This is a genomic window from Lysobacter sp. H21R4, from assembly GCF_015277535.1.
Taxonomy (GTDB): domain Bacteria; phylum Pseudomonadota; class Gammaproteobacteria; order Xanthomonadales; family Xanthomonadaceae; genus Novilysobacter; species Novilysobacter ciconiae.
This window is the reverse complement of sequence record NZ_CP063772.1, coordinates 1230133-1248778: the sequence shown is the minus strand read 5'-3', so window position 1 is coordinate 1248778 and position 18646 is coordinate 1230133. Positions and strand designations below refer to the sequence as shown.

Annotated in this window: 20 protein-coding genes; 8 read left to right on the top strand and 12 right to left on the bottom strand. The window is 66.0% G+C overall.

What is annotated here, in order from left to right:
• Positions 1-68: 68 nt before the first annotated feature.
• Positions 69-587 (top strand): hypothetical protein, encoded by a 519-nt coding sequence (locus INQ40_RS05770; protein ID WP_194342202.1) that lies wholly within the window; start codon positions 69-71, stop codon positions 585-587.
• Positions 588-691: 104 nt separating this feature from the next.
• On the opposite strand, the gene INQ40_RS05765 is transcribed toward INQ40_RS05770, so the two are convergent.
• From INQ40_RS05765 to INQ40_RS05730, 8 genes are all read right to left on the bottom strand, one after another.
• Entirely contained in the window at positions 692-2185 is a 1494-nt protein-coding gene (locus INQ40_RS05765) for an amidohydrolase (RefSeq protein ID WP_228482139.1), read from the bottom strand.
• Positions 2186-2230: 45 nt separating this feature from the next.
• On the bottom strand, positions 2231-4042 hold the full coding sequence (locus tag INQ40_RS05760) for an amidohydrolase family protein (protein ID WP_228482138.1): 1812 nt from the start codon (positions 4040-4042) through the stop codon (positions 2231-2233).
• Positions 4043-4314: 272 nt separating this feature from the next.
• Complete coding sequence (locus tag INQ40_RS05755) at positions 4315-5334, bottom strand: LD-carboxypeptidase (RefSeq protein ID WP_228482137.1); 1020 nt, start codon at positions 5332-5334, stop codon at positions 4315-4317.
• 213 nt (positions 5335-5547) lie between these two features.
• Positions 5548-6750: a hypothetical protein gene (locus INQ40_RS05750; RefSeq protein WP_194342200.1), complete on the bottom strand. Its 1203-nt coding sequence runs from the start codon at positions 6748-6750 to the stop codon at positions 5548-5550.
• Between the two features lie 159 nt (positions 6751-6909).
• Positions 6910-7419: a peptidoglycan-binding protein LysM gene (lysM, locus tag INQ40_RS05745; protein ID WP_194342199.1), complete on the bottom strand. Its 510-nt coding sequence runs from the start codon at positions 7417-7419 to the stop codon at positions 6910-6912.
• A 114-nt stretch (positions 7420-7533) separates the two neighbouring features.
• Positions 7534-8259 carry a DUF5666 domain-containing protein gene (locus INQ40_RS05740; protein WP_194342198.1) on the bottom strand — a complete coding sequence of 242 codons (726 nt, stop codon included), beginning with the start codon at positions 8257-8259 and terminating at the stop codon, positions 7534-7536.
• A gap of 90 nt (positions 8260-8349) precedes the next feature.
• Entirely contained in the window at positions 8350-9372 is a 1023-nt protein-coding gene (locus tag INQ40_RS05735; protein ID WP_194342197.1) for a PHB depolymerase family esterase, read from the bottom strand.
• Positions 9373-9671: 299 nt separating this feature from the next.
• Positions 9672-10574, bottom strand: coding sequence for an acyltransferase (locus INQ40_RS05730; protein ID WP_194342196.1), 903 nt, complete (start codon positions 10572-10574; stop codon positions 9672-9674).
• Between the two features lie 134 nt (positions 10575-10708).
• On the opposite strand from INQ40_RS05730, the gene INQ40_RS05725 reads away from it, so the two are divergent.
• The 5 genes from INQ40_RS05725 (at position 10709) to INQ40_RS05705 (ending at position 15277) form a co-directional block, all read left to right on the top strand.
• Positions 10709-11872 (top strand): SPFH domain-containing protein, encoded by a 1164-nt coding sequence (locus tag INQ40_RS05725; RefSeq protein WP_194342195.1) that lies wholly within the window; start codon positions 10709-10711, stop codon positions 11870-11872.
• A 21-nt stretch (positions 11873-11893) separates the two neighbouring features.
• The gene (locus INQ40_RS05720) at positions 11894-13207 is read left to right on the top strand and encodes a TFIIB-type zinc ribbon-containing protein (protein ID WP_194342194.1); all 1314 of its coding nucleotides are present in this window, start codon (positions 11894-11896) and stop codon (positions 13205-13207) included.
• Complete coding sequence (locus INQ40_RS05715) at positions 13204-13467, top strand: hypothetical protein (protein WP_193986959.1); 264 nt, start codon at positions 13204-13206, stop codon at positions 13465-13467. Before INQ40_RS05720 ends, INQ40_RS05715 begins: the two co-directional genes overlap by 4 nt.
• A gap of 62 nt (positions 13468-13529) precedes the next feature.
• Positions 13530-14534, top strand: coding sequence for a glutathione S-transferase family protein (locus INQ40_RS05710; RefSeq protein ID WP_194342193.1), 1005 nt, complete (start codon positions 13530-13532; stop codon positions 14532-14534).
• A gap of 11 nt (positions 14535-14545) precedes the next feature.
• On the top strand, positions 14546-15277 hold the full coding sequence (locus INQ40_RS05705) for a pirin family protein (protein ID WP_194342192.1): 732 nt from the start codon (positions 14546-14548) through the stop codon (positions 15275-15277).
• A gap of 35 nt (positions 15278-15312) precedes the next feature.
• On the opposite strand, the gene INQ40_RS05700 is transcribed toward INQ40_RS05705, so the two are convergent.
• Positions 15313-15876, bottom strand: coding sequence for a type 1 glutamine amidotransferase domain-containing protein (locus INQ40_RS05700; protein ID WP_194342191.1), 564 nt, complete (start codon positions 15874-15876; stop codon positions 15313-15315).
• 90 nt (positions 15877-15966) lie between these two features.
• Positions 15967-16800, bottom strand: coding sequence for a hypothetical protein (locus INQ40_RS05695; RefSeq protein WP_228482136.1), 834 nt, complete (start codon positions 16798-16800; stop codon positions 15967-15969).
• Positions 16801-16814: 14 nt separating this feature from the next.
• Here INQ40_RS05695 and INQ40_RS05690 point away from each other — a divergent pair, with 14 nt between their 5' ends.
• Together INQ40_RS05690 and INQ40_RS05685 are read left to right on the top strand one after the other, a co-directional pair.
• On the top strand, positions 16815-17333 hold the full coding sequence (locus tag INQ40_RS05690) for a sigma-70 family RNA polymerase sigma factor (RefSeq protein WP_194342190.1): 519 nt from the start codon (positions 16815-16817) through the stop codon (positions 17331-17333).
• On the top strand, positions 17320-17706 hold the full coding sequence (locus tag INQ40_RS05685; RefSeq protein ID WP_194342189.1) for a hypothetical protein: 387 nt from the start codon (positions 17320-17322) through the stop codon (positions 17704-17706). Before INQ40_RS05690 ends, INQ40_RS05685 begins: the two co-directional genes overlap by 14 nt.
• Before the next feature lie 16 nt (positions 17707-17722).
• On the opposite strand, the gene INQ40_RS05680 is transcribed toward INQ40_RS05685, so the two are convergent.
• Together INQ40_RS05680 and INQ40_RS05675 are read right to left on the bottom strand one after the other, a co-directional pair.
• Positions 17723-18151 (bottom strand): VOC family protein, encoded by a 429-nt coding sequence (locus tag INQ40_RS05680; RefSeq protein ID WP_194342188.1) that lies wholly within the window; start codon positions 18149-18151, stop codon positions 17723-17725.
• A gap of 3 nt (positions 18152-18154) precedes the next feature.
• Positions 18155-18589 carry a VOC family protein gene (locus INQ40_RS05675; protein ID WP_194342187.1) on the bottom strand — a complete coding sequence of 145 codons (435 nt, stop codon included), beginning with the start codon at positions 18587-18589 and terminating at the stop codon, positions 18155-18157.
• Positions 18590-18646: the final 57 nt, after the last annotated feature.

The window sequence follows — 18646 nt, the reverse complement described above, 5'->3', positions numbered from 1 at the left end:
ACGTCAGGCACCATGTACCCTCGCAAGCCGGATCCGGACGTCGGATCGACACCACTCCAGGACATGCCATGAACGAGACAACCACGCCACCTCCCCGCCAGGGGCACCTCGTTTCCACCACGGCCATGCTCATCACGGCCGGCGTTTTCATCGTGATTGCAGGCGTGCTGTATTACGTCGGCTTGAGCCAGGGCCGCAAGGAGCTGGCGACCCAGAAGGTGCACTACGAGCAGCAGATCGAACAGGGCAACCAGACCCTGGGCGCCGCCAGGGCCGACCTGGCGAAAGTGCAGAACCGCAACCACCTGATGCGCGCGCGGGTGGACCTTTACCGCACGGCCGTCGATCTGGACCAGCGCAATTTCGGCATCGCCAACACGCGCTTGCACGAAGCCGCGGATTCGCTGGGTCAGATCCAGAAGGATGCAGGCGGAATTGACCTGGCTCGGGTTGCCACGCTGAAGGATGCGATCGAATCCAACGACTTCACGGTGGCGGCGGACCTGGAGGGCCAGCGCGCGAATGTGCTTGATTTCGCGGCGCAACTGGACGCGATCGCCGCCGACGCGGAGCTCGACGTCAAGTAATCCCCGCGGAACTGAAGGCACGCGGCCGGAAAACCAGTTCTCTGGCAGGCTGCTGATGCCGAAGTCGATTGGGCACGCCCCCGCTTGGCAGGCGCGCGTTCCGATTACTTGCGGTAGTCCAGCGGGGGGCTTTCTCGCTGCAGCAAGGGCTCGTAGCGGAAGTCCCTGCCGCGTCGGCGTTCGAACTCGGCCCGCGCCTGCTGCAGCAGCTGCGGCTCGGAGAACAACCGCATCGCCGTCAGGGACAGCGCCTTGGCCGCCACGACGGCGCCCTTGTGGCCGATCCCCATGCCCGACGCGGCAACCGCCTGCCAGCTGTGCGCGGGCGTGCCCGGAACCCAGGTCGCTGCGCCCATGCCGACCGTGGGTACCGCCCAGCTGACATCGCCGACGTCGGTCGATCCAAAGCCGTCGCCGTCAACCGAATACGGTGCGATCTTTGCCGCTTCGCTGATGTCGACCTGCTGCTCGAGATGCGTCTGCAGCTCTTTGGCGAACGCGGCATCCGCCGCGCTGTATTTCACCCCGCCCACCTGCTGCAGTGAGGCATGCATGACCTTGCCCAGGGTGTCGTTGGGCAGAAGGCTGAACACTCCGCCGGTCTGCTCGAATTCAAAGCTCGTGCCGGTGCCCAGCGCCGCGCCCTCGGCGGCATCGGTGAGGCGCTTGAACACGCTGCGCACCACCACCGGATCGGGGTGGCGAACGTAGTAGTAGGCCTCCGCCGATGCCGGCACCACGTTGGGCGCCGACCCGCCGCCGTTGCTGATGATGTAGTGGATGCGGGTTTCCTGCGGCACGTGCTCACGAAGCATGTTGGCCATGTGGTTCAGCGCTTCCACGCCGTCCAGCGCGGAGCGTCCACGCTCCGGCGCCATGGCCGCGTGCGAGGCTTGGCCGCTGAAGCGGAACTTGCCGCTGATGTTGGCCAGGCTGATGCTCTGCGCTGCGGAATTCCGCGAGTTCGGGTGCCAGTGCAGCACCACGTCGACGTCCTTGAACAGTCCGTCGCGGACCATGTACACCTTGCCCGAGCCGCCCTCCTCGGCCGGCGTGCCGAATACCCGGATCTCACCCTCGGTGCCAGTGCTGTCGAGCCATTCCTTCAACGCCACCGCCGCGCCCACCGCGCCGGCGCCAAACAGGTTATGACCGCAGGCGTGCCCCGGATCCTGGCCAGCGATGGCCTGCCGCCGCGGCGCCGCGGCCTGTGACATTCCCGGCAGCGCGTCCATTTCCGCCAGCAATCCGATCACCGGTCCCTTGCCGCGCTTGCCGGCGGTCGCCACGAAGGCTGTCGGCATCCCGGCCACCCCGGCGTCGATCTGGAAACCGTGGGCGCGCAACTCCTCCTGCATCAATGCCGATGATGCGTTTTCCAGATAGCCCAGCTCGGGTTGCTGCCACATCTGGTCGGCCATGCGGATGATCTGCGGTGCATAGGCGTCCAGACGCTGCAACATCGGCTGGCCCTGTGCGGCCGTGGTGCCCACGGGGGCACGATCGGCATTGGCGGGGTCGAGCTGCCCGGCGACGGCCGCGCCCTGCAGTGCCAGTGCGGCGAGGATTGCCACGGCTGTCTCGCTAATCGACTTCACATGTCGCTCCTGGTAGTGCCCGCAGCAAAAATACGAGCGCAAGGCTCAGTAGAACCGCACATTGTCGAGTTCAAACCACGGCATCTTCGCGCCGTCCCCTTCAACGATGAACTGCAGATCCGTGGCATCGTCACCGCGCCATGGGCGGTCCTCGCCCTCGACCACCCGATAGGGCGCGTACTCCAGCTGGCTGAAATCGACGCTGACCTGCTGCCACTGCGGCTGTACGCTGATCGCAGTCTTCCATCGCCCGCCTTCCAGGCCTTTGAGCATCAGCGCATGGCTTCCGTCTTCGCCGCGGATATCGAAACGCACGCCGCGATAGCCGCGCAGGTCCACCGGCTTTACCGAACCTCGGCTCAATGGAAGCACCACCGCGGCGTAGGCGCGATCCTTGCTGGACATCTGTGCCATGGTCCGCAGCGCGTGCCCGCCGCCGTCCCGCACCACGACCCGGGTCAATTGCCAGGTGCGGTCGTTGCCGCCGTCATTGTCATCGGTGCGCAGTGTGTCCAGCGCCGTGCGCTCGTCCGCGCGCTCGAAATCATCCACCAGCGGTCCGACGACACCCGGCTGCGGATATGGGCGCAGTTTGCTGGCCGGCAGTTGCAGGCCCGGGCCGAGCACCAGTCGACCGTCCAGCCAGACGCGGCTGAGCTTCTTGATGTCCTGGATGTTTTCCCAGGGTTTGCCGTCCACCAGCAGCAGGTCGGCGCGCTGGCCCTTGGCGATGCGGCCGCGATCGTCCTGCAGGCCCATGGCTGCCGCGCTGGTGGCGGTGCCTGCCTGCAGCGCTTCGGCCGGGGTCAGTCCCGCCTGGACGAGCAGTTCCAGCTCGCGCAAGGTGGCCGCGCCGTGGGGCGTGCCCGGCATGCCGGCGTCGGTGCCCAGCGCGACCGGGATACCGGCCTCATGCAGCACGCGGACGTTTTCCATCGCGTTGCGGAAATTGCGCTGGCGACTCAAAAACGCGGGCGACTCGGGATCGACCGGCGGCGAGCTGCCCATCTTGACCGGCTCGTAGACCGCCAGTGTCGGCGCGTAGAACGTACCACCGGCCTTCAGCCGCGCGATGGTGTCTGCATCCACCACGCGGTCCTGGATGCTGTGGGCGATCAGGTCGACCTTCGCGTCGCCGGCCCATCCCGCCCGTTCCGCGGTGACGGTGTGGGTGGCGACCTTGAGTCCGTTGGCGTGCGCCTCCTCGACCAGCGCCGTCAACGTCCACGGATCCATGCTGGTGTTGTCGGGCATGTGGCCGTAGCGCCAGCCATCGGTGAAGACCTTGATCAGGTCCGGCTGGTACGGCGCCAGCTCGCGGACAGCATGTCGCGCCGCCTCCGGCGAATTCACCCATCGCGTGGTCGCCGTGTCGGCCCAGTCGGCCCCGTGACCCAGTGGCGTGCTCATGCGCGCGGCAAAATTGACATGCGGCGCGGCCATGCTGCCCAGCCACTCGCGGCGGGGCGCGTAGGATTCGGGCGCCTGGTGGAAATCGTTGACGGTGGTGACTCCCGCCGCCAGATAGACCCCCGACAGGACCGCGCTGGAGGACGGGCTGGAGTTCGGCGTCCAGTGCGTATGCAGGTCGAACAGCCCCGGCATCAGCGTCTTGCCGTCTGCATCGATCACCACCGCGCCTTTGGGCACCTTCAGATCCGGGCCGACGTCGACGATGCGCTGGTTGCGGATCAGCACTGTCGCCGGATAGGCCGGTCTCCCGGTGCCGTCAAAGATCAGCGCGTTGGTGATTGCGGTCGTCTGGCCGGTGTCGCGAGCCAGGGCGGCGCCCGACATTCCAACGGCCAGCAGGAGCGCGAGCGATGCCGCCCTCCACGCGTTCGAGTACTTCCCCATGCAACTCCCCTTCAACGACGAAGGCCCGCATCGGCGGGCCGTTTTTCTGGTGGATCGCCAACATGCGGATCAATCTAACAGCGAAACCGAGGTGCGTCCGTTGCCGGGCCCGGCCGTTCGAGCGGTCGGGATGCTACCGGGAGCTGCCCCTCGAGCGGGGGCGATATGCCGCGGACGTCCCGGCGCGGACGGGGTTCCGAGGTAGAGTCTGCGGACGATATCTGGCCTGATCATGCTCGCCAGTGCAGGCAGGCCGCGATTGTCGACAGGTGTCAGGCCGCGAACACCGGCTCCAGCATGCGGAAGGTGCCGGCATCGGCGTCCATCTCTACCAATCCGCCCACCGGCACGATGAACTGCTGGCGGATATGCCCGATCATCGCGCCCCGGTAGGCCGGGATCTTCAGCGGCTTGAGATGATCGTCGAGGATCTGCGCCAGCGTCAGCGAGCCGTATCCGTTGCCGGGCTCGCAATCGCTGCACTCGCCGAAGATCACCCCGGCGATACCGTCCAGCGCGCCCATCAGTTTCAGCGTGGTGAGCATGCGGTCGATGCGGTACGGCGCCTCGGAGACATCCTCGAGGAACAGGATCTTGCCGGTGAAATCCGGCAGGTACGGCGATCCCGCCAGGGCCACCAGCACCGACAGGTTGCCACCGACGAGCTCGCCGGAAGCCTTGCCGCCAGTGACGGTGACGGTGCGGTTGCGACGCTGTACCAGCTCATCGCCGGCGTCCTGCACATTGCGGTACTGCATGAGTTCGCGCTTGAAGAAGACGCGCTCGAACTGGTCGACGTTGAAACCGTTCCAGCTGCCGGAGCCATTGGGCCCGTGGAAGGTCACCAGGCCGGTCCGCGCGTGGATCGCGTTGTGCAGCGCGGTGATATCCGAATACCCCAGCAGTGCCTTGGGGTTGCGGCCGATCGCCTCGTAATCCAGCAGTGGCAGCAGCCGAGCGGCTCCCGAGCCGCCACGCGTGGCGATGACGGCCCTGACCTCGGGGTCGGAAAACATGGCGTTGATGTCACCGGCCCGCTCCTCGTCCGTCCCTGCCAGGTGACCCCGTCGCTGTGCGTAGTGCGCGCCGGTCTTGACCTTGAATCCCAGGGCTTCCATGACCTCCCGCGCCACCTGCAGGTCGAACTCGTCATTGAGTGCAGACGAGGGGCTGACCAGTCCGACCCAGTCGCCTTTTTTCAGCGGTACTGGCAGCAACTTGCCAGGCGCCGGCGCCCGGGCCGAAGCGCTGGCGGCCAGCACGTTTGCCGCCAGCGCGTTCGCAGAGCCCACGAATGGCAGAAGAAGTGCAGCGCCGGCTGCGTGCCCCAGAAACTGTCGCCTTTGCATGCTGCTGCCCGCCGATCAGAGTGCGGGCGAGCGTAGCAAACCGCCCCGGGAGCGACAATTCAACTCGCACGCGCGTCAGACCGCGAAGCGCGCAGCGCAGGTCAGGAAGCCGCGCCGGCGCGGCTGTCCCATCAAGGGATCAGCGCGGCGTCACCGTCAGAACTTGTGCGACACCCGTACGTAGAGATCGCGATCCACGCGCGCGCGCGTGCCGGCCGGATGCTCGAGCTCGCGGCGCTCGCGGACCCGTGCCTCCATCGAGGTTTTCGGCAGGAACTGCCACTGATACCTCACCTCCGCCGAGCTGTCGTTGGGTCGATAGTCCGGCGAGATCAGCCAGCCGGCATCTGCGCGGCCGATGGCCAGGCCGATGTTGTGCCTGGGCGCGAAGTCATACACGCTCGCCTGGACCTGCCATGCGAGCCCCCCGGTATCGCCGTTGCCGCCGGTGCCACTGACCGCGTCGAGCGGGGTTTCCAGGGCGTAGCCGACCTCGGCGCCGGTGACGAACTTCGCGCCTGTCGCGCCCATCGGCCACTCGGCGGCAATGCGCGCATCGACGGTCACGTAGTCCTGCCGCGACGGATCGCCCAGGCCGCGGTCGGCCAGACTCTCGGGCATCCAGGTCAGCGACAGCATGCGCTGGGTGATGGCACCCACGCGCTGCTTGTTTTCCATGCCCAGGAACAGCGTCGCGCGACTGCCACTATCGCTGAAATCCAGCGGCGCAGCGGTCACGCTGCTGCTTCCCTTGGCGTCCTGGTACTGGGCGATCACGTGGCCGCGCCATCCGCCGGCGACGGGCATGTCCAGGTGCACGCCGTCGGTCCAGTTCACTCCGATGTTGGGGCTGTCGTTGCGGTCCAGCCCCTTGGAGGCGACACCCGGAACCGCAAACGCGGTCTGCATGCGGCCTACCTTGAAGCGCAGCCCGTCATCGGGCGCCTGATAGCCGAAGTAGGCCTCGTCCAGGGTGATGTCGCCGAAATCCGCACCCCCACGGGTAGGTGCGTAGCTGTGCAGGTAGACGTCGAGATCGTCCTGTTCGCTGCTGAACCGGCCCGCGACGCGCGTGCGGAAGCGCCACGTCTCGTTGAGGCTGCGCTCGAAGGCGAGGCGCAGACGCGCGTTGAACGCATCCTCGTCGGATTCGGTTCCGTCACGCGCCGTCCGCTCGCTGGCGAAGTAACCGCCGCGGAAGTCGCCGCTGAATTGCCAGCCAGCGTCATCGGCTGGAGCGGGTGCGGCGCTGGCGGCGAAACTGCCCGCCAATGCGGATCCAGCGACCAGCAGCGCGACGCGGATCGCCGGACCCGGAGCTTTCTTGCGGGAGCGACAATCGGAAGTGCGGGGAGACATGACGTGATTACCTCGTGGGGAGAAGAGTCCAGGCACGCATCCAATCATCATTTGGGCGTCGCCGTACTGACGTGGATCAACATCCACCGTTCCAGCCCGCACACCAGATAGGAAAACAGCCGGTTGCCCGGCTGTCTCGATCGAAGAACCAGCCCTGGACTACTGCAGCGGAGGAACTCGCAGGACCTGGCCCGGGTAGATCTTGTCGGGGTCCGTCAGCATCGGCTTGTTGGCTTCGAAAATCTGCGGGTACTTGCTCGCGTCGCCGTACATCTCCTTGGCGATTTTGGACAGCGAGTCACCGGACTTCACCGTGTAGGTGCGCGATGCCCATCCCGTGGCCTCGGCATTCGTGCTTGCGGCCGAAGCGGGCTGCGTCGCGGTTGTGGCCGGCGCAGCGGCGACCGGCGCCGGGGTCGCATGCAACACCTGGATCCGGTCCTCGACGTTGCTGATGCCATCGATGTTGCCGGCGATGAGTACGGCTTTCTCGCGGGTCGCGGTATCGGCAGCGGTGCCTGTCAGCGTGGCCCTGTCGCCGTCCACCTCGACCTTGATGCCACTGATCCCGTACTTGGCGAGGTGCTTTTCAATGGCCGACTCGCGACGCGCCTCACCCGGCTTGAAGATCTTTTCGCCAGCGTTCTTTACAAAGTCAATAATATTCATGTGGGGCTCTTGCATTGCGGAAGCGACAATCTTGCAGAGCGCTCGTGAGCTTGGAATCAATATTGCCGCTGCGTCGCCGGTCTATTCAGCGACTGTGCGTCACCAGCGGCCAACCTAACGCTCCACCACGATCCGCTCCGCCAGCCACTGGTTGTTGCCGACGCGGCGCGCCTGGATGCGCACCTGGTCGCCGCGCTGCAGGTTCTCGGGGCGGTATCCGCGGCCCTGGTATTCCACCGTGGTGCGGGCGTCGTAGGAGACCTGTTGGCTGTTGCCGTAGCCGACGCCGTCGAGGCGGATCAGGCGCGCGCGCGTGTCGACGTAGTAGACCGAGCCGCGCAGGTCGTTGCCCTGGCCAACGCCGTAGGGGTCGTCGCCGTAGCCACCGCCATAGCCGCTGTCGCGGACATTGCTCACGACCTCGATCGATCGGGCCCAGAGCTCGCGCCCGGACGGGGCGGTTTCGACGCGGATCACATCGCCACGCTCCAGACCGTCGACCGGGTGCTGTCGGCCCTGGTAGAACAGACGGGTGTTCCGGTCGTAGCGCAGATCGGTCCGCTGCCTGCGTCCTGTGCGCGAATCATCGATGACCACCGATAGACGGCCGTAACGCGGATCCACGCTATCGACCGTACCCAGCAGCTGGCTGCCGTACTGGGAGGGGTATTGGGACGGGTACCCGGGGGCTGGGGACTCGTAGCCGCCGGGCACGCCGTAACCACCCTGGTTGCCGTAGCCGCCTTGCGACCCGTAGCCGCCAGGCGTCACGCAACCGGCCAGCAGCATCAACATGCCCGCGGCCGACAACATGGCGATGGTCCGGATTTGCTGCTTCATGGCGCACTCCCGATGACAGGTGACGTCATTTGGACGCATTGATGGTGAACGCGGCGTGGCTCATGACGGTCGACCGGGTTGCCGCGGGGGTCAACGTTTGCCGGCCTTGGTGTGCCGGAGGAAGAACCGCAGCATCTCGGCCGAGGCATCCGGGCCGCTGGCATCGGTGAAACTGCCCGCGGGATTTCCTCCGCTCCACGCGTGCCCTGCACCATGCAGGTCCCACAGCTCGACAATCGGCAGGCCCGAGTCGTCCGCGTGGATCTGCCGGGTGTAGGCCCGCCCGCCGGCCTGGGCTCGCACGGATTCGGAAGCAAGCCGGTCGGACGATTCGTGCGACGCGAGGATGTCGTCGACGATCGCCTGGCCATTGCTGGCGTTCACGGTGCGATCGGCGTCGCCGTGGAAGACGATGGTGGGAATGGGAACGGCCCGAGCTGACCGGCGGGCTGCAGCGGCGTTCGACTTCGCCCCTGCACCGGGGGTGGCTGCCCTGCCCTGCATCGCCGCAAAGGCGCCAGGCATGTCCGTCGCTGCTGCGAACGGCAGACCCGAGTGGGCGCCCACCGCGGCAAACACGTCCGGATACGTTCGCCCCAGGATCACCGCCATCGCAGCGCCCGCAGAGAGTCCGGCCACGTAGACGCGAGCCTGGTCGACCCGATGATCGGCCGCGATATCGGCAACGATCCCGGCGAGAATCGACGGCTCGCCGGCGCTGCGCGCCTGATCCTGGCCGCGGAACCAGTTCCAGCAGTTGGACCCGTTCGCGCGTGCGGTCTGCGCCGGGTACGCCACCAGCACGCCGAACTGGTCTGCCAGCGCATTCATGCCGGTCCCGGTGGCGAAGTCGTCGGGGTCTTGGGTGCAGCCGTGCAGCATCAACACCAGCGGCGCCGGGGTGGCCAGGTCGAGGCCGGGCGGAACGTAAAGCAGGTATGTGCGGGTGCCGGCGGCGTTCGTGTAGCTGCGTTCGAGCGTAATCCCGGCTGGCGCTTTGACCTGGCCCGCCGCGCCCTGCGTCTTCTTGGACGAACGCGAGGGCGGCGTCGGCGGAGTGCGGCGTGCGCTCGGTGTATCGGCGGGAGTGAAGCGCGCTGTCAAGTCAGGCATGGCAGGCACGGCACCGGCTAAAGCCGGGGCAGCATTCTTGTCGCGCTGCGGGAGCAGACCAGCAGACGTCAGTGCCTGGTTGATCGTCGCCGCGATCGAACGCAGGTTTCCGGCGGTCGCCGGATACGTCGGCCCGCGGTGTGGCACGGCGGACGCGCGCGAGGAATCTTTCAGGTGGTTTCAACACGAACTCCGGGATCAGGCGATATCAGGCGATGCACCTGCTGCAGTGCAGCATACGGCTTGGGCGTGAACGCCGGGTCGCTTCTCGTCGCGCCTCTGGCGGGTCCGCCGAACCGCTAATCGTCAGCGACCGCGTCCAGCGTGCCACCCAGCAGCGCGCCAAGGTCCTGATCCTTCTCCTGCCACAGGCCGTTGATCCACTGCTGGAAGCGGATGCGAAACGCGCGGTCGTTTTTGTAATCGCCACCCAACAGGTCTTCCGGGATGGCGCGTTGTCGCACCAGCACCTGCACCTCGGGCACGCGGTCGGCCACCAGATCCATCAAAGACGGTCGTCCGGCCGGATAGGCGATGGTGATGTCGAGGATCGCGTGCAGCCCCTGCCCCATTGCGTCGAGCACAAACGCCACGCCGCCGGACTTGGGTTTGAGCAGGTGACGGTAGGGTGAGCCCTGCTTGGCGTGCTTGGCCGGGGTGAAACGTGTCCCCTCGACGAAGTTCATGATCGACACCGGGATCTCGCGAAACTTCTCGCAGGCGCGGCGGGTGGCCTCGATATCGCGCCCCGCCAGCTCGGGGCGGCGCGCGATCTGCTTGGGCGTATGCCGCCCCATGAAGGGAAAATCCAGCGCCCACCACGCCAGTCCGAGCAGCGGCACCCAGAACAGCTGACGCTTCAGGAAGAACCGCAGCAACGGAATGCGCCGGTTGAACACCTTCTGCAGCACGATGATGTCGACCCAGCTCTGGTGGTTGGCGAGCACCAGGTAATGGCCGTCGCGCTGCAGGACCCCATCGTGCTGGACCTCGAAGCGCGTCTGGAAGAACCGCGCCACGATCCAGCTGTTGATGCCGATCCAGCTTTCCGCGATGCCGGTCAGCAAGGGGTTGCTGGCCTTGCGCAGGCGGTCGATCGGCAGCACGGCCTTGATCACGGCCACCGCCAGCAACGGCACCACATGCACGACGGTGCTGAGGGCTACCAGCAGGAAGATGAAGGCAATGCGCAACGGGACCATGCAGGGTCAGGTGTGTGGAGGGATCCCTATTGTGGCTGCAAACCGCCGCGCGCGACTCCGGCGTTTATCGGGGAATGTATAGTTCGGCAGATACGGCGGGCACGGTGCCCGCCCATGAATCGCGGAGAATCGGCATGGGTCTTGTGCAGGCAGTGGTGGGTGCGGTGGGCAGTGCGCTGGCGGACCAGTGGAAGGATTTCTACACGATTCCCGACGGCCTGCCGGCGACGGCGGCGTTGTTTGCCGCGGTACCCCGCGGCACCAACGCCGGTCGCGGCTCCAACACCCGCGGCTCGGAAAACATCATCACCAACGGCTCGAAGATCATCGTTCCCGAGGGTTACGGGCTGCTGCTTTTCCAGGACGGCGCGATCACCGGATTCGCCGCCGAGCCGGGCGGCTACGAGTGGCGCTCGGACCATCTGGATTCCCAGTCGATCTTCGCGGGTAACGGCATCGTCTCCCCGCTGATCAAGCAGAGCTGGGAGCGCTTCAAGTTTGGCGGCCAGCCCGGATCGCAGCAGGCCGCGTTCTTCGTCTCGCTGAAGGAACTGCCCGAGAACCGCTTTGGCACCCAGTCGGAAATCTACTGGGACGACGGCTTCCTGGGCACCCAGGTCGGCGCGGTGACGCGCGGTTCCTACACGCTGAAGATCATCGATCCGATCCTGTTCGTGAAGAATTTCGTCCCGGCGCGATACCTGCAGACGGGCGAGGTGTTCGATTTCACCGACATGGACAACGCCGCCGCCGGCCAGCTGTTCAATGAAGTGGTCGGCTCGCTCGCGCCGGCGTTCAGCCTGTACACCAACGATCCGGCCAAGGGCAATCGCATCACCAAGCTGCAGCAGGATTCGCTGGGATTCGCCCAGAGCCTGTCGGCCGCGGTCGAGAACGCGTACCAGTGGAAGTCCGATCGCGGCCTGGCGATCGTCAAGACCGCCATTGTCTCCATCGAGTACGACGAGAACACGCGGGAATTGCTCAAGACCGTGCAGCGTGCCGATGCGCTGGCCGGTTCACGCGGCAACTCCAACCTGCAGGCCAGCGTCGCCGCCGGCATGCAGTCGGCCGGCGAAAACAGCGGCGCAGCCGGGATCATGGGCCTGGGCATGGCATCGGGAATGATGGGCGGCATGGGCAGCCTGCAGCAGCCGGTGACGCCCGCCGCCCCGGCGGCACCCGCCGCTGCCGACGATCCCATCGCCAGGCTGACCAAGGCCAAGGAGATGCTCGATCTGGGCCTGATCACCCAGGCCGACTATGACGCGGCCAAGACCAAGGCGCTCGGTCTGTAAGCGGCGTTCCCGGAAGCGCCCATGCCCAGGCCTGATAACTCCTCCGCGCCGCAGACTGCGCCCACCGGTCCCGGCTCGCCGCGGGACGTGCCGCCGGCGCCGGGCAGCTTTCCGATCGATCCGGAGACGCTGCCCGACCCGATACGCGACGAGGTGCTGGCACCCGACCCCATCGCCATCGACACCTCGGCCGAGGAGCTCAAGGACGGCCTCAACCGCTGTCCGAAATGCGGCTCCACCGAGATCCGCCAGAAGCCCGGCAGCGACCTGCTCGTCTGCCTCTACTGCCGCAACGAATGGCACGGCCAGCGGGTGGAGGAGGAGTTCGGGCTCGGCACCGGGCTGGATGACCTGGAGGGCACGATCATCGCGTCGGGCGCGCAGAATATCGCCGCCGATGCCGCCAGCCTGATGAGCTTCAAGTGCAGCGGCTGCGGCGCCGAGGTCACGATCAATACCGACAACGCGATGACCGCGCGCTGCCACTGGTGCCGGCACGTTTTCGGCGTCAACGAGCAGGTGGCCAACGGCGCGGTGCCGGACGCGGTCCTGCCCTTCCACATCAAGAAGGACGACGCGGTCGCCCGCATCCGCCAGTTCGTGGACAAGCGGCGCATGTTCGCGCTGAAGGAATTCAAGGACGAGTTCACCCCGGAGAACGTCATCGGCGTGTACCTGCCGTACATGATCGTGGACGGCAAGGCGAGCGTGGATGTCGCCGGCCAGGGCGAGATCGAGACGCGACGCTATACGCGCCAGAACGGCAAGCAGAAGACGACCTACTACGATGCCGACGTCTACCAGGTCGAGCGGCATGTCGACTTCACGGTCGATGACCTGCCGCTGGAGTCTTCCACCGAGCGCGGCAACCTGGACACGGCCGCCAACACCAACAACATCATCAATACGATCCTGCCGTTCGACACCAAGAACGCGGTGAAGTGGAACGCGTCTTTCCTGTCCGGCTTCAGCTCGGAGAAGCGCGACCGCGACGTGGACCACCTGCACCCGCGCTTGGAGGACCAGCTGCTGTCGATCGCCCGCGCCCAGATCGAGAAATCTGTGGGCCGCTACGATCGCGGCGTGCGCTGGGACGAGGAGGACGTGCAGGTGCACGGCTCGCGATGGGTGTCGATGTACCTGCCGGTGTGGCTGTATTCCTACCAGCAGCCCGGCAGGAACGGCGGCATGCTGCACTACATCGCCGTGAACGGGCGCACCGGCGAGACGATGGGCAGCGTGCCGGTGCAGCAGTGGAAACTGTTGCTGGCCGCGCTCACCGTGGGCACCTTCATTGAAGGCTTCGTCATCACTTTCCTGGCATTCGCATCATGAGCGACGACAGCGGACTCTGGCTGCTCTCCCTCGGCCCCGCAGGCGCTGCGGGACTGTACTGGGCGCTCTACCGTTTCTACCGCAACACCGACAAGTCGCACGCGTTCGAGCACGAGACGGCGGTGGAGGCGAAGCCGGTGACCGGCTCGGACCACAAGATCAACGAGATCAAGGGCACGCAGCAGACCCGCATCAATGGCGACAACGTGCGTGCCTACCGCAAGCGCGTGCGCCGGCTGCGGCGTCGTGACCCCGGATAGCTGACCGATTAACGGACCACCCGCTACCCTGAGCCTCTTTGTGCAAACAGCGCGAGGCAATCATGGGACTTCTGGTCGACGGTCAGTGGCACGACAAGTGGTACGACACCGGGGACACCGGCGGGCGCTTCGAGCGCTCCAAAAGCCAGTTCCGCAACTGGATCACCGCTGACGGCTCTGCCGGCCCCGACGGCAGGGACGGCTTCAAGGCCGAGAGCGGCCGCTATCACCTGTACGTGTCCTACGCCTGCCCGTGGGCACACCGGACGCTGCTAATGCGGGCGTGGAAGGGACTGGAGCAGGACATCGGGGTGTCGGTGGTCCATCCGTTGATGCTCGAGAGCGGCTGGGAACTGCGCACGGATTTCGACGGCGCCACCGGCGACCCGCTGTACGGCTTCGACAAGACCTACCAGCTCTACCTCAAGGCCGACCCGCACTACAGCGGCCGGGTGACGGTGCCGACGCTGTGGGACAGGCAGCGCGAGACCATCGTCAGCAACGAGTCCGCCGACATCATCCGCATGTTGAACAGCGCGTTCGACGGGGTCGGCGCGCAGCCCGGAGACTACTACCCGGCCGACCTGCGCGCGGAGATCGATCGCATCAACGACACGGTCTACGAGCACGTCAACAACGGGGTCTACAAGGCAGGGTTCTGCACCACCCAGTCCGCCTATGACGAGGCGGTATCGGCGCTGTTCGCCACACTGGAGGATCTGGAGCAGCGGCTTGGCAACAGCCGCTACCTGGTGGGCAACACTCTGACCGAAGCGGATCTTCGGCTATGGACGACGCTGGTGCGGTTTGATGCGGTGTACGTGACCCACTTCAAATGCGACCGCAAGCGCATCGTCGATTATCCAAACCTCAATGGCCTGCTGCGCGATATCTATCAGATGCCCGGCGTGGCCGGCACGGTCCATATGGACCACATTCGCCACCATTATTTCCGCAGTCACCCGACCATCAATCCGCACGGCATCGTCTCGATCGGTCCGGAGCTGGATTTCACCGCGCCGCATGACCGCGAGCGTCTGGGCAAGCGAGAGGTCCGAGGCACCTGAGGAGAAACGCCATGCTGCAAGTACGCAAAGCTGCGGACCGTGGAGTCGCCGAGCACGGTTGGCTCAGTTCGCGCCACACCTTTTCGTTTGCCGGCTACCACGATCCCCACCAGATCGGCTTTTCCGACCTGCGAGTGATCAACGAGGATCGCGTGGCACCGGGCAGGGGTTTCGGCGCCCATCCGCACAGCGACATGGAGATCTTCTCGTACGTCCTGGCGGGCGCGCTCGCGCACAACGACAGCCTGGGTACCGGCTCGAAGATCCTGCCCGGCGACGTGCAGCTGATGAGCGCCGGCACCGGCGTCACCCACAGCGAGTTCAACGGGTCCAACGATGAGTCCGTGCATTTCCTGCAGATCTGGATCATGCCAGCCCACGCCGGTGGCAAGCCGGTGTACCAGCAGCAGCACTTCAGCGACGACGACAAGCGCGGACGCCTGTGCCTGATCATTTCCCCCGACGGGGAGGACGGATCGCTACGCATCCAGCAGGACACCCGCATCTATGCCGGCACGTTTGACGGCGAGCAAAGCGCCACGTTGACGCTGGACAAGGAGCGCCACGCCTACGTGCATGTCGCCCGCGGCAGCGTGGCCCTCAACGGCGAGAAGCTGGAAGCCGGCGACGGCGTGCGCATGCGCAAACCCGAAACGCTGACCCTGGGTGGCGGCCAGGATGCCGAGGTGCTGGTGTTCGACCTGCGCCCGCACGAACTGCCGCAAATGCCACCAGCACGATGAGGTAACCGGTCGGCGCACGCCTGGCGTCCGGAATCCTACGAGACGCGTGTCTCGTGACGCCCTTCCGCGAACTCCTCGACGATCTTCTTGCAGAACGCGGGAAGATCGTCCGGATTGCGGCTCGACACCAGACCCTTGTCGGTCACCACTTCCTCGTCGACCACGTCGGCGCCGGCATTGCGCAGATCGGTACGCACGCTCGGCCACGCCGTCATGCGGCGGCCGCGCACCACGTCGGCCTCGACCATCGTCCACGCACCGTGGCAGATCACGCCGATCGGCTTGCCACTGCGGGTGAAGTCGCGCACAAACGCCACCGCGGCCTCATCCAGGCGCAGGGTGTCGGGATTGGCCACCCCGCCGGGCAGGATCAGCGCGTCGAACTCGTCGATATTGGCGTCGGCCACGAGGCCGTCGACCTTGAACCGGTCACCCGGCTTGTCGTGGTGCATGCCCTGGATTTCGCCATCCTTGATGGACAGCAGGCGGGTCGTTGCACCGGCCTGCTCGACGGCCTTTTTCGGTTCTGTCAGTTCGACCTGTTCAAAGCCGTCGGTGGCAAGGATGGCGACGGTCTTGTTGCGCAAAGCGTTACTCATGGGGCCTCCTGCAATTCTGGCGACGCGGCGTACGCCACGTCCGGAGGCACTACTTTGGCGCCTGGAGCGTTCGCGATGGGTGACTAAAACCTAGCCGTAGCGCTCCCGATGCCGCTTGAGCGTGCCTGCGACCTTGTCCAGTGCCGCTTCCATTTCCCTGGTGAAACCGCCGGGAGGCAGGTCTCGAACGGCCGAATGCGCTGCGCAGACGGTGGGGGTATCGGCCCAACGGGCCGCAAGCCCTCGCGCCCAGGCAGCGTAGGCGTCCGCGGCGCCCGCGACAGGGGTGAGCGCCCGCGACAGCATCGGGTGCATGCGCAGCGATGACTGCGGCAACAGCGGCCGCAAAATCCCCGGCGCCGCCATCACGTTGAGCGTGTCATCGACGTGGACGATGCGGCTCTGACGATGGCGCACCAGCACCGAGGCCACATGCACGCGCTCATCCCTGGTCACGAATTGGACACCGTCAGGTACCGACAGATCGAACACGTCCGCCAGCGGGTGATCCTCGCCCCACTCCTCCACCGGCGCGCCCGACCACGGCATCGTCGGCGCTTTCTGGCGATGTCGCGCGGTGCCGAACAGCGTCGCGTCAGGAAACAACCGCTGCGTCGTCTCCACGTGCAGCGTGTGGAACGGGTGCACGTGCACGACAGCATCCACGAGCTCGCCGCCGCCGGTGAGCGCCAGCATGGCGTCGCGTTGCTCAGCGTCCGGATCACAGCCGTCCACCACCACGAAGCGGCCGTTGCCCCGCTTCACCAGCGACATGTGCGTGCCGATGTCCAGCACACCGGCGACCCGGTACACACCGCGGATATTCCAGAACATTTCGGCGAGCTTTTTCATCCGCACAGCATAGGCTCGCTGCGTGAAGACGCCCGATACTTTGGCCGAGTCTGTAACGTTTTGCCCTTGCACGCGTACCGTTGGATATGGACGCGCAACTGAACTTCTCGGACATCTACCGCCAGCACGCCGGGGCGGTGTTCCGTCTTGCGTGGGTCCTGACCGGAAACCGCAGTGACGCCGAGGACCTGTGCTCGGAGGCATTTGCCAGGGCGCTGGCGGGTGGAGGACAAATCGTGCAATCGACCGTCCGCAGCTATCTGTACGCGATCGTGCGCAACCTCGCTGCCTCGCGATATCGGCGCCCGACGGTGGAGCTGGCCGCCCAGGACGAGCTTGTAGACGCTACCCCCTCGCCAGATCCAGGTCCCGAGCAGCAGGCCGAGCTGCGCCAGCAGATCACCCAGGCGAGCTCCGCGCTGTCCACCTTGAACGAGGGCGAGCGCCACGCGCTGCTCCTGTGCGCGCAGTACGGATTGTCCACCAGCGAGATCGCGCGGGCGCTGGGGCTGGCGCCGGGTCACGTGCGCGTCCGCCTGCACCGCGCACGCCGCCACCTTCAGGCAATTCTTGACCAACAGGAGAGACGACATGCCAGTCCATGACAACGTGATCCTTGACCTGCTGCCGCTCGTACGTGGCGGTTACGCCAGCAGCGAGAGCCAGCAACTGGTGGAAGAGCACCTGCGCGCGCACCCCGAGCTGGCCCTGATGGTCGCGGGGATCCCTTCCATGACACCGGAACTGGAACTGCGGGCGTTGCAGCGGACAAGAAAAGTGCTGCGCCATTCGACCTGGGAGAAGGCGGCGGCAATGTTCTTCACGGTGCTGCCGATGACCTTTGTATTCGATGACCGCCACGTCCGTTTCCTGTTCGCGGATTATCCGGGGCTGATCGTGGGAATGGCGGTCACGGCCACCGTGTTCTGGTTCCGCGCCTATTGGAGCAAGCGCTGCAACGAGGCGCTGGGCCGGTGACCGCGCTCTGCAATCCTCAAAAACTCACCTTGACAGACTCCGCGCTGCGCTGCGCGGGCCCGTGGTAGACCGCCTCGATATTGTTGCCGTCGGGGTCCAGGACGAACGCCGCGTAGTAGCCGGGGTGGTAGGGACGCTTGCCCGGGGCCCCGTGCTCAGTGCCGCCGTGCGCCAGCGCGGCCGCATGAAACGCGTCGACCATCGCCTCATCGGCGGCCTGGAAGGCCACGTGCGCGCGGCCGGTCAGCTCGCCCTGCGCGGCCGCGCTTTCCGCCGTTGAGACGCAGAACTCGTCGGCCCAGAAAAAATCGTCCTCCACCCCGCCCATCGGCACCTGCAGGATGTCGAAGACCGCGCTGTAAAAGTCCCGGCTCGCGTCAAGATCACGCACCACCAACTGCACGTGATCGATGAGGCGACCGCGATGAAGCTCGTTGATGTCCATGGCTCATTCCCGGCCGTTGCCAGTATGGGTATTCACCATCCATGGCACGCCGAACCGGTCGATCAGCGAGCCGTAGCCCGGTGACCAGAACGTCTTGTCGAAGTCCATGACCACCTTGCCGCCTTCCTTCAGGCCATCAAACCAGCGCCGCGCCTGGTCGATGTCGTCGGTGTGGAGGGTCACGTCGAAGCCGTTCTTGGGCCTGTCGACGTTGGGCGCCCAGTCGGTGTCCATGTCGGCGCCCATCAGCGACTGGTCGCCAACGTCGAGCCAGCAGTGCATCAGCCAATCGCGATACTTGGGATTGTCCGCCCCCATCTCAGGTGGCGCGTCGCTGTAGGGCATGGCGGCGGTGATCTTGCCGCCCAGGACTTTCGCGTAGAACTCGAATGCCTCGCGGCACTGGCCGCGGAAGCTGAGGCTGGTCACGATCTTCACGACACGTCTCCTGCGCTGTGGTAAGCGCAGGATTTCACGGGATTGTTTAAGAGCGCA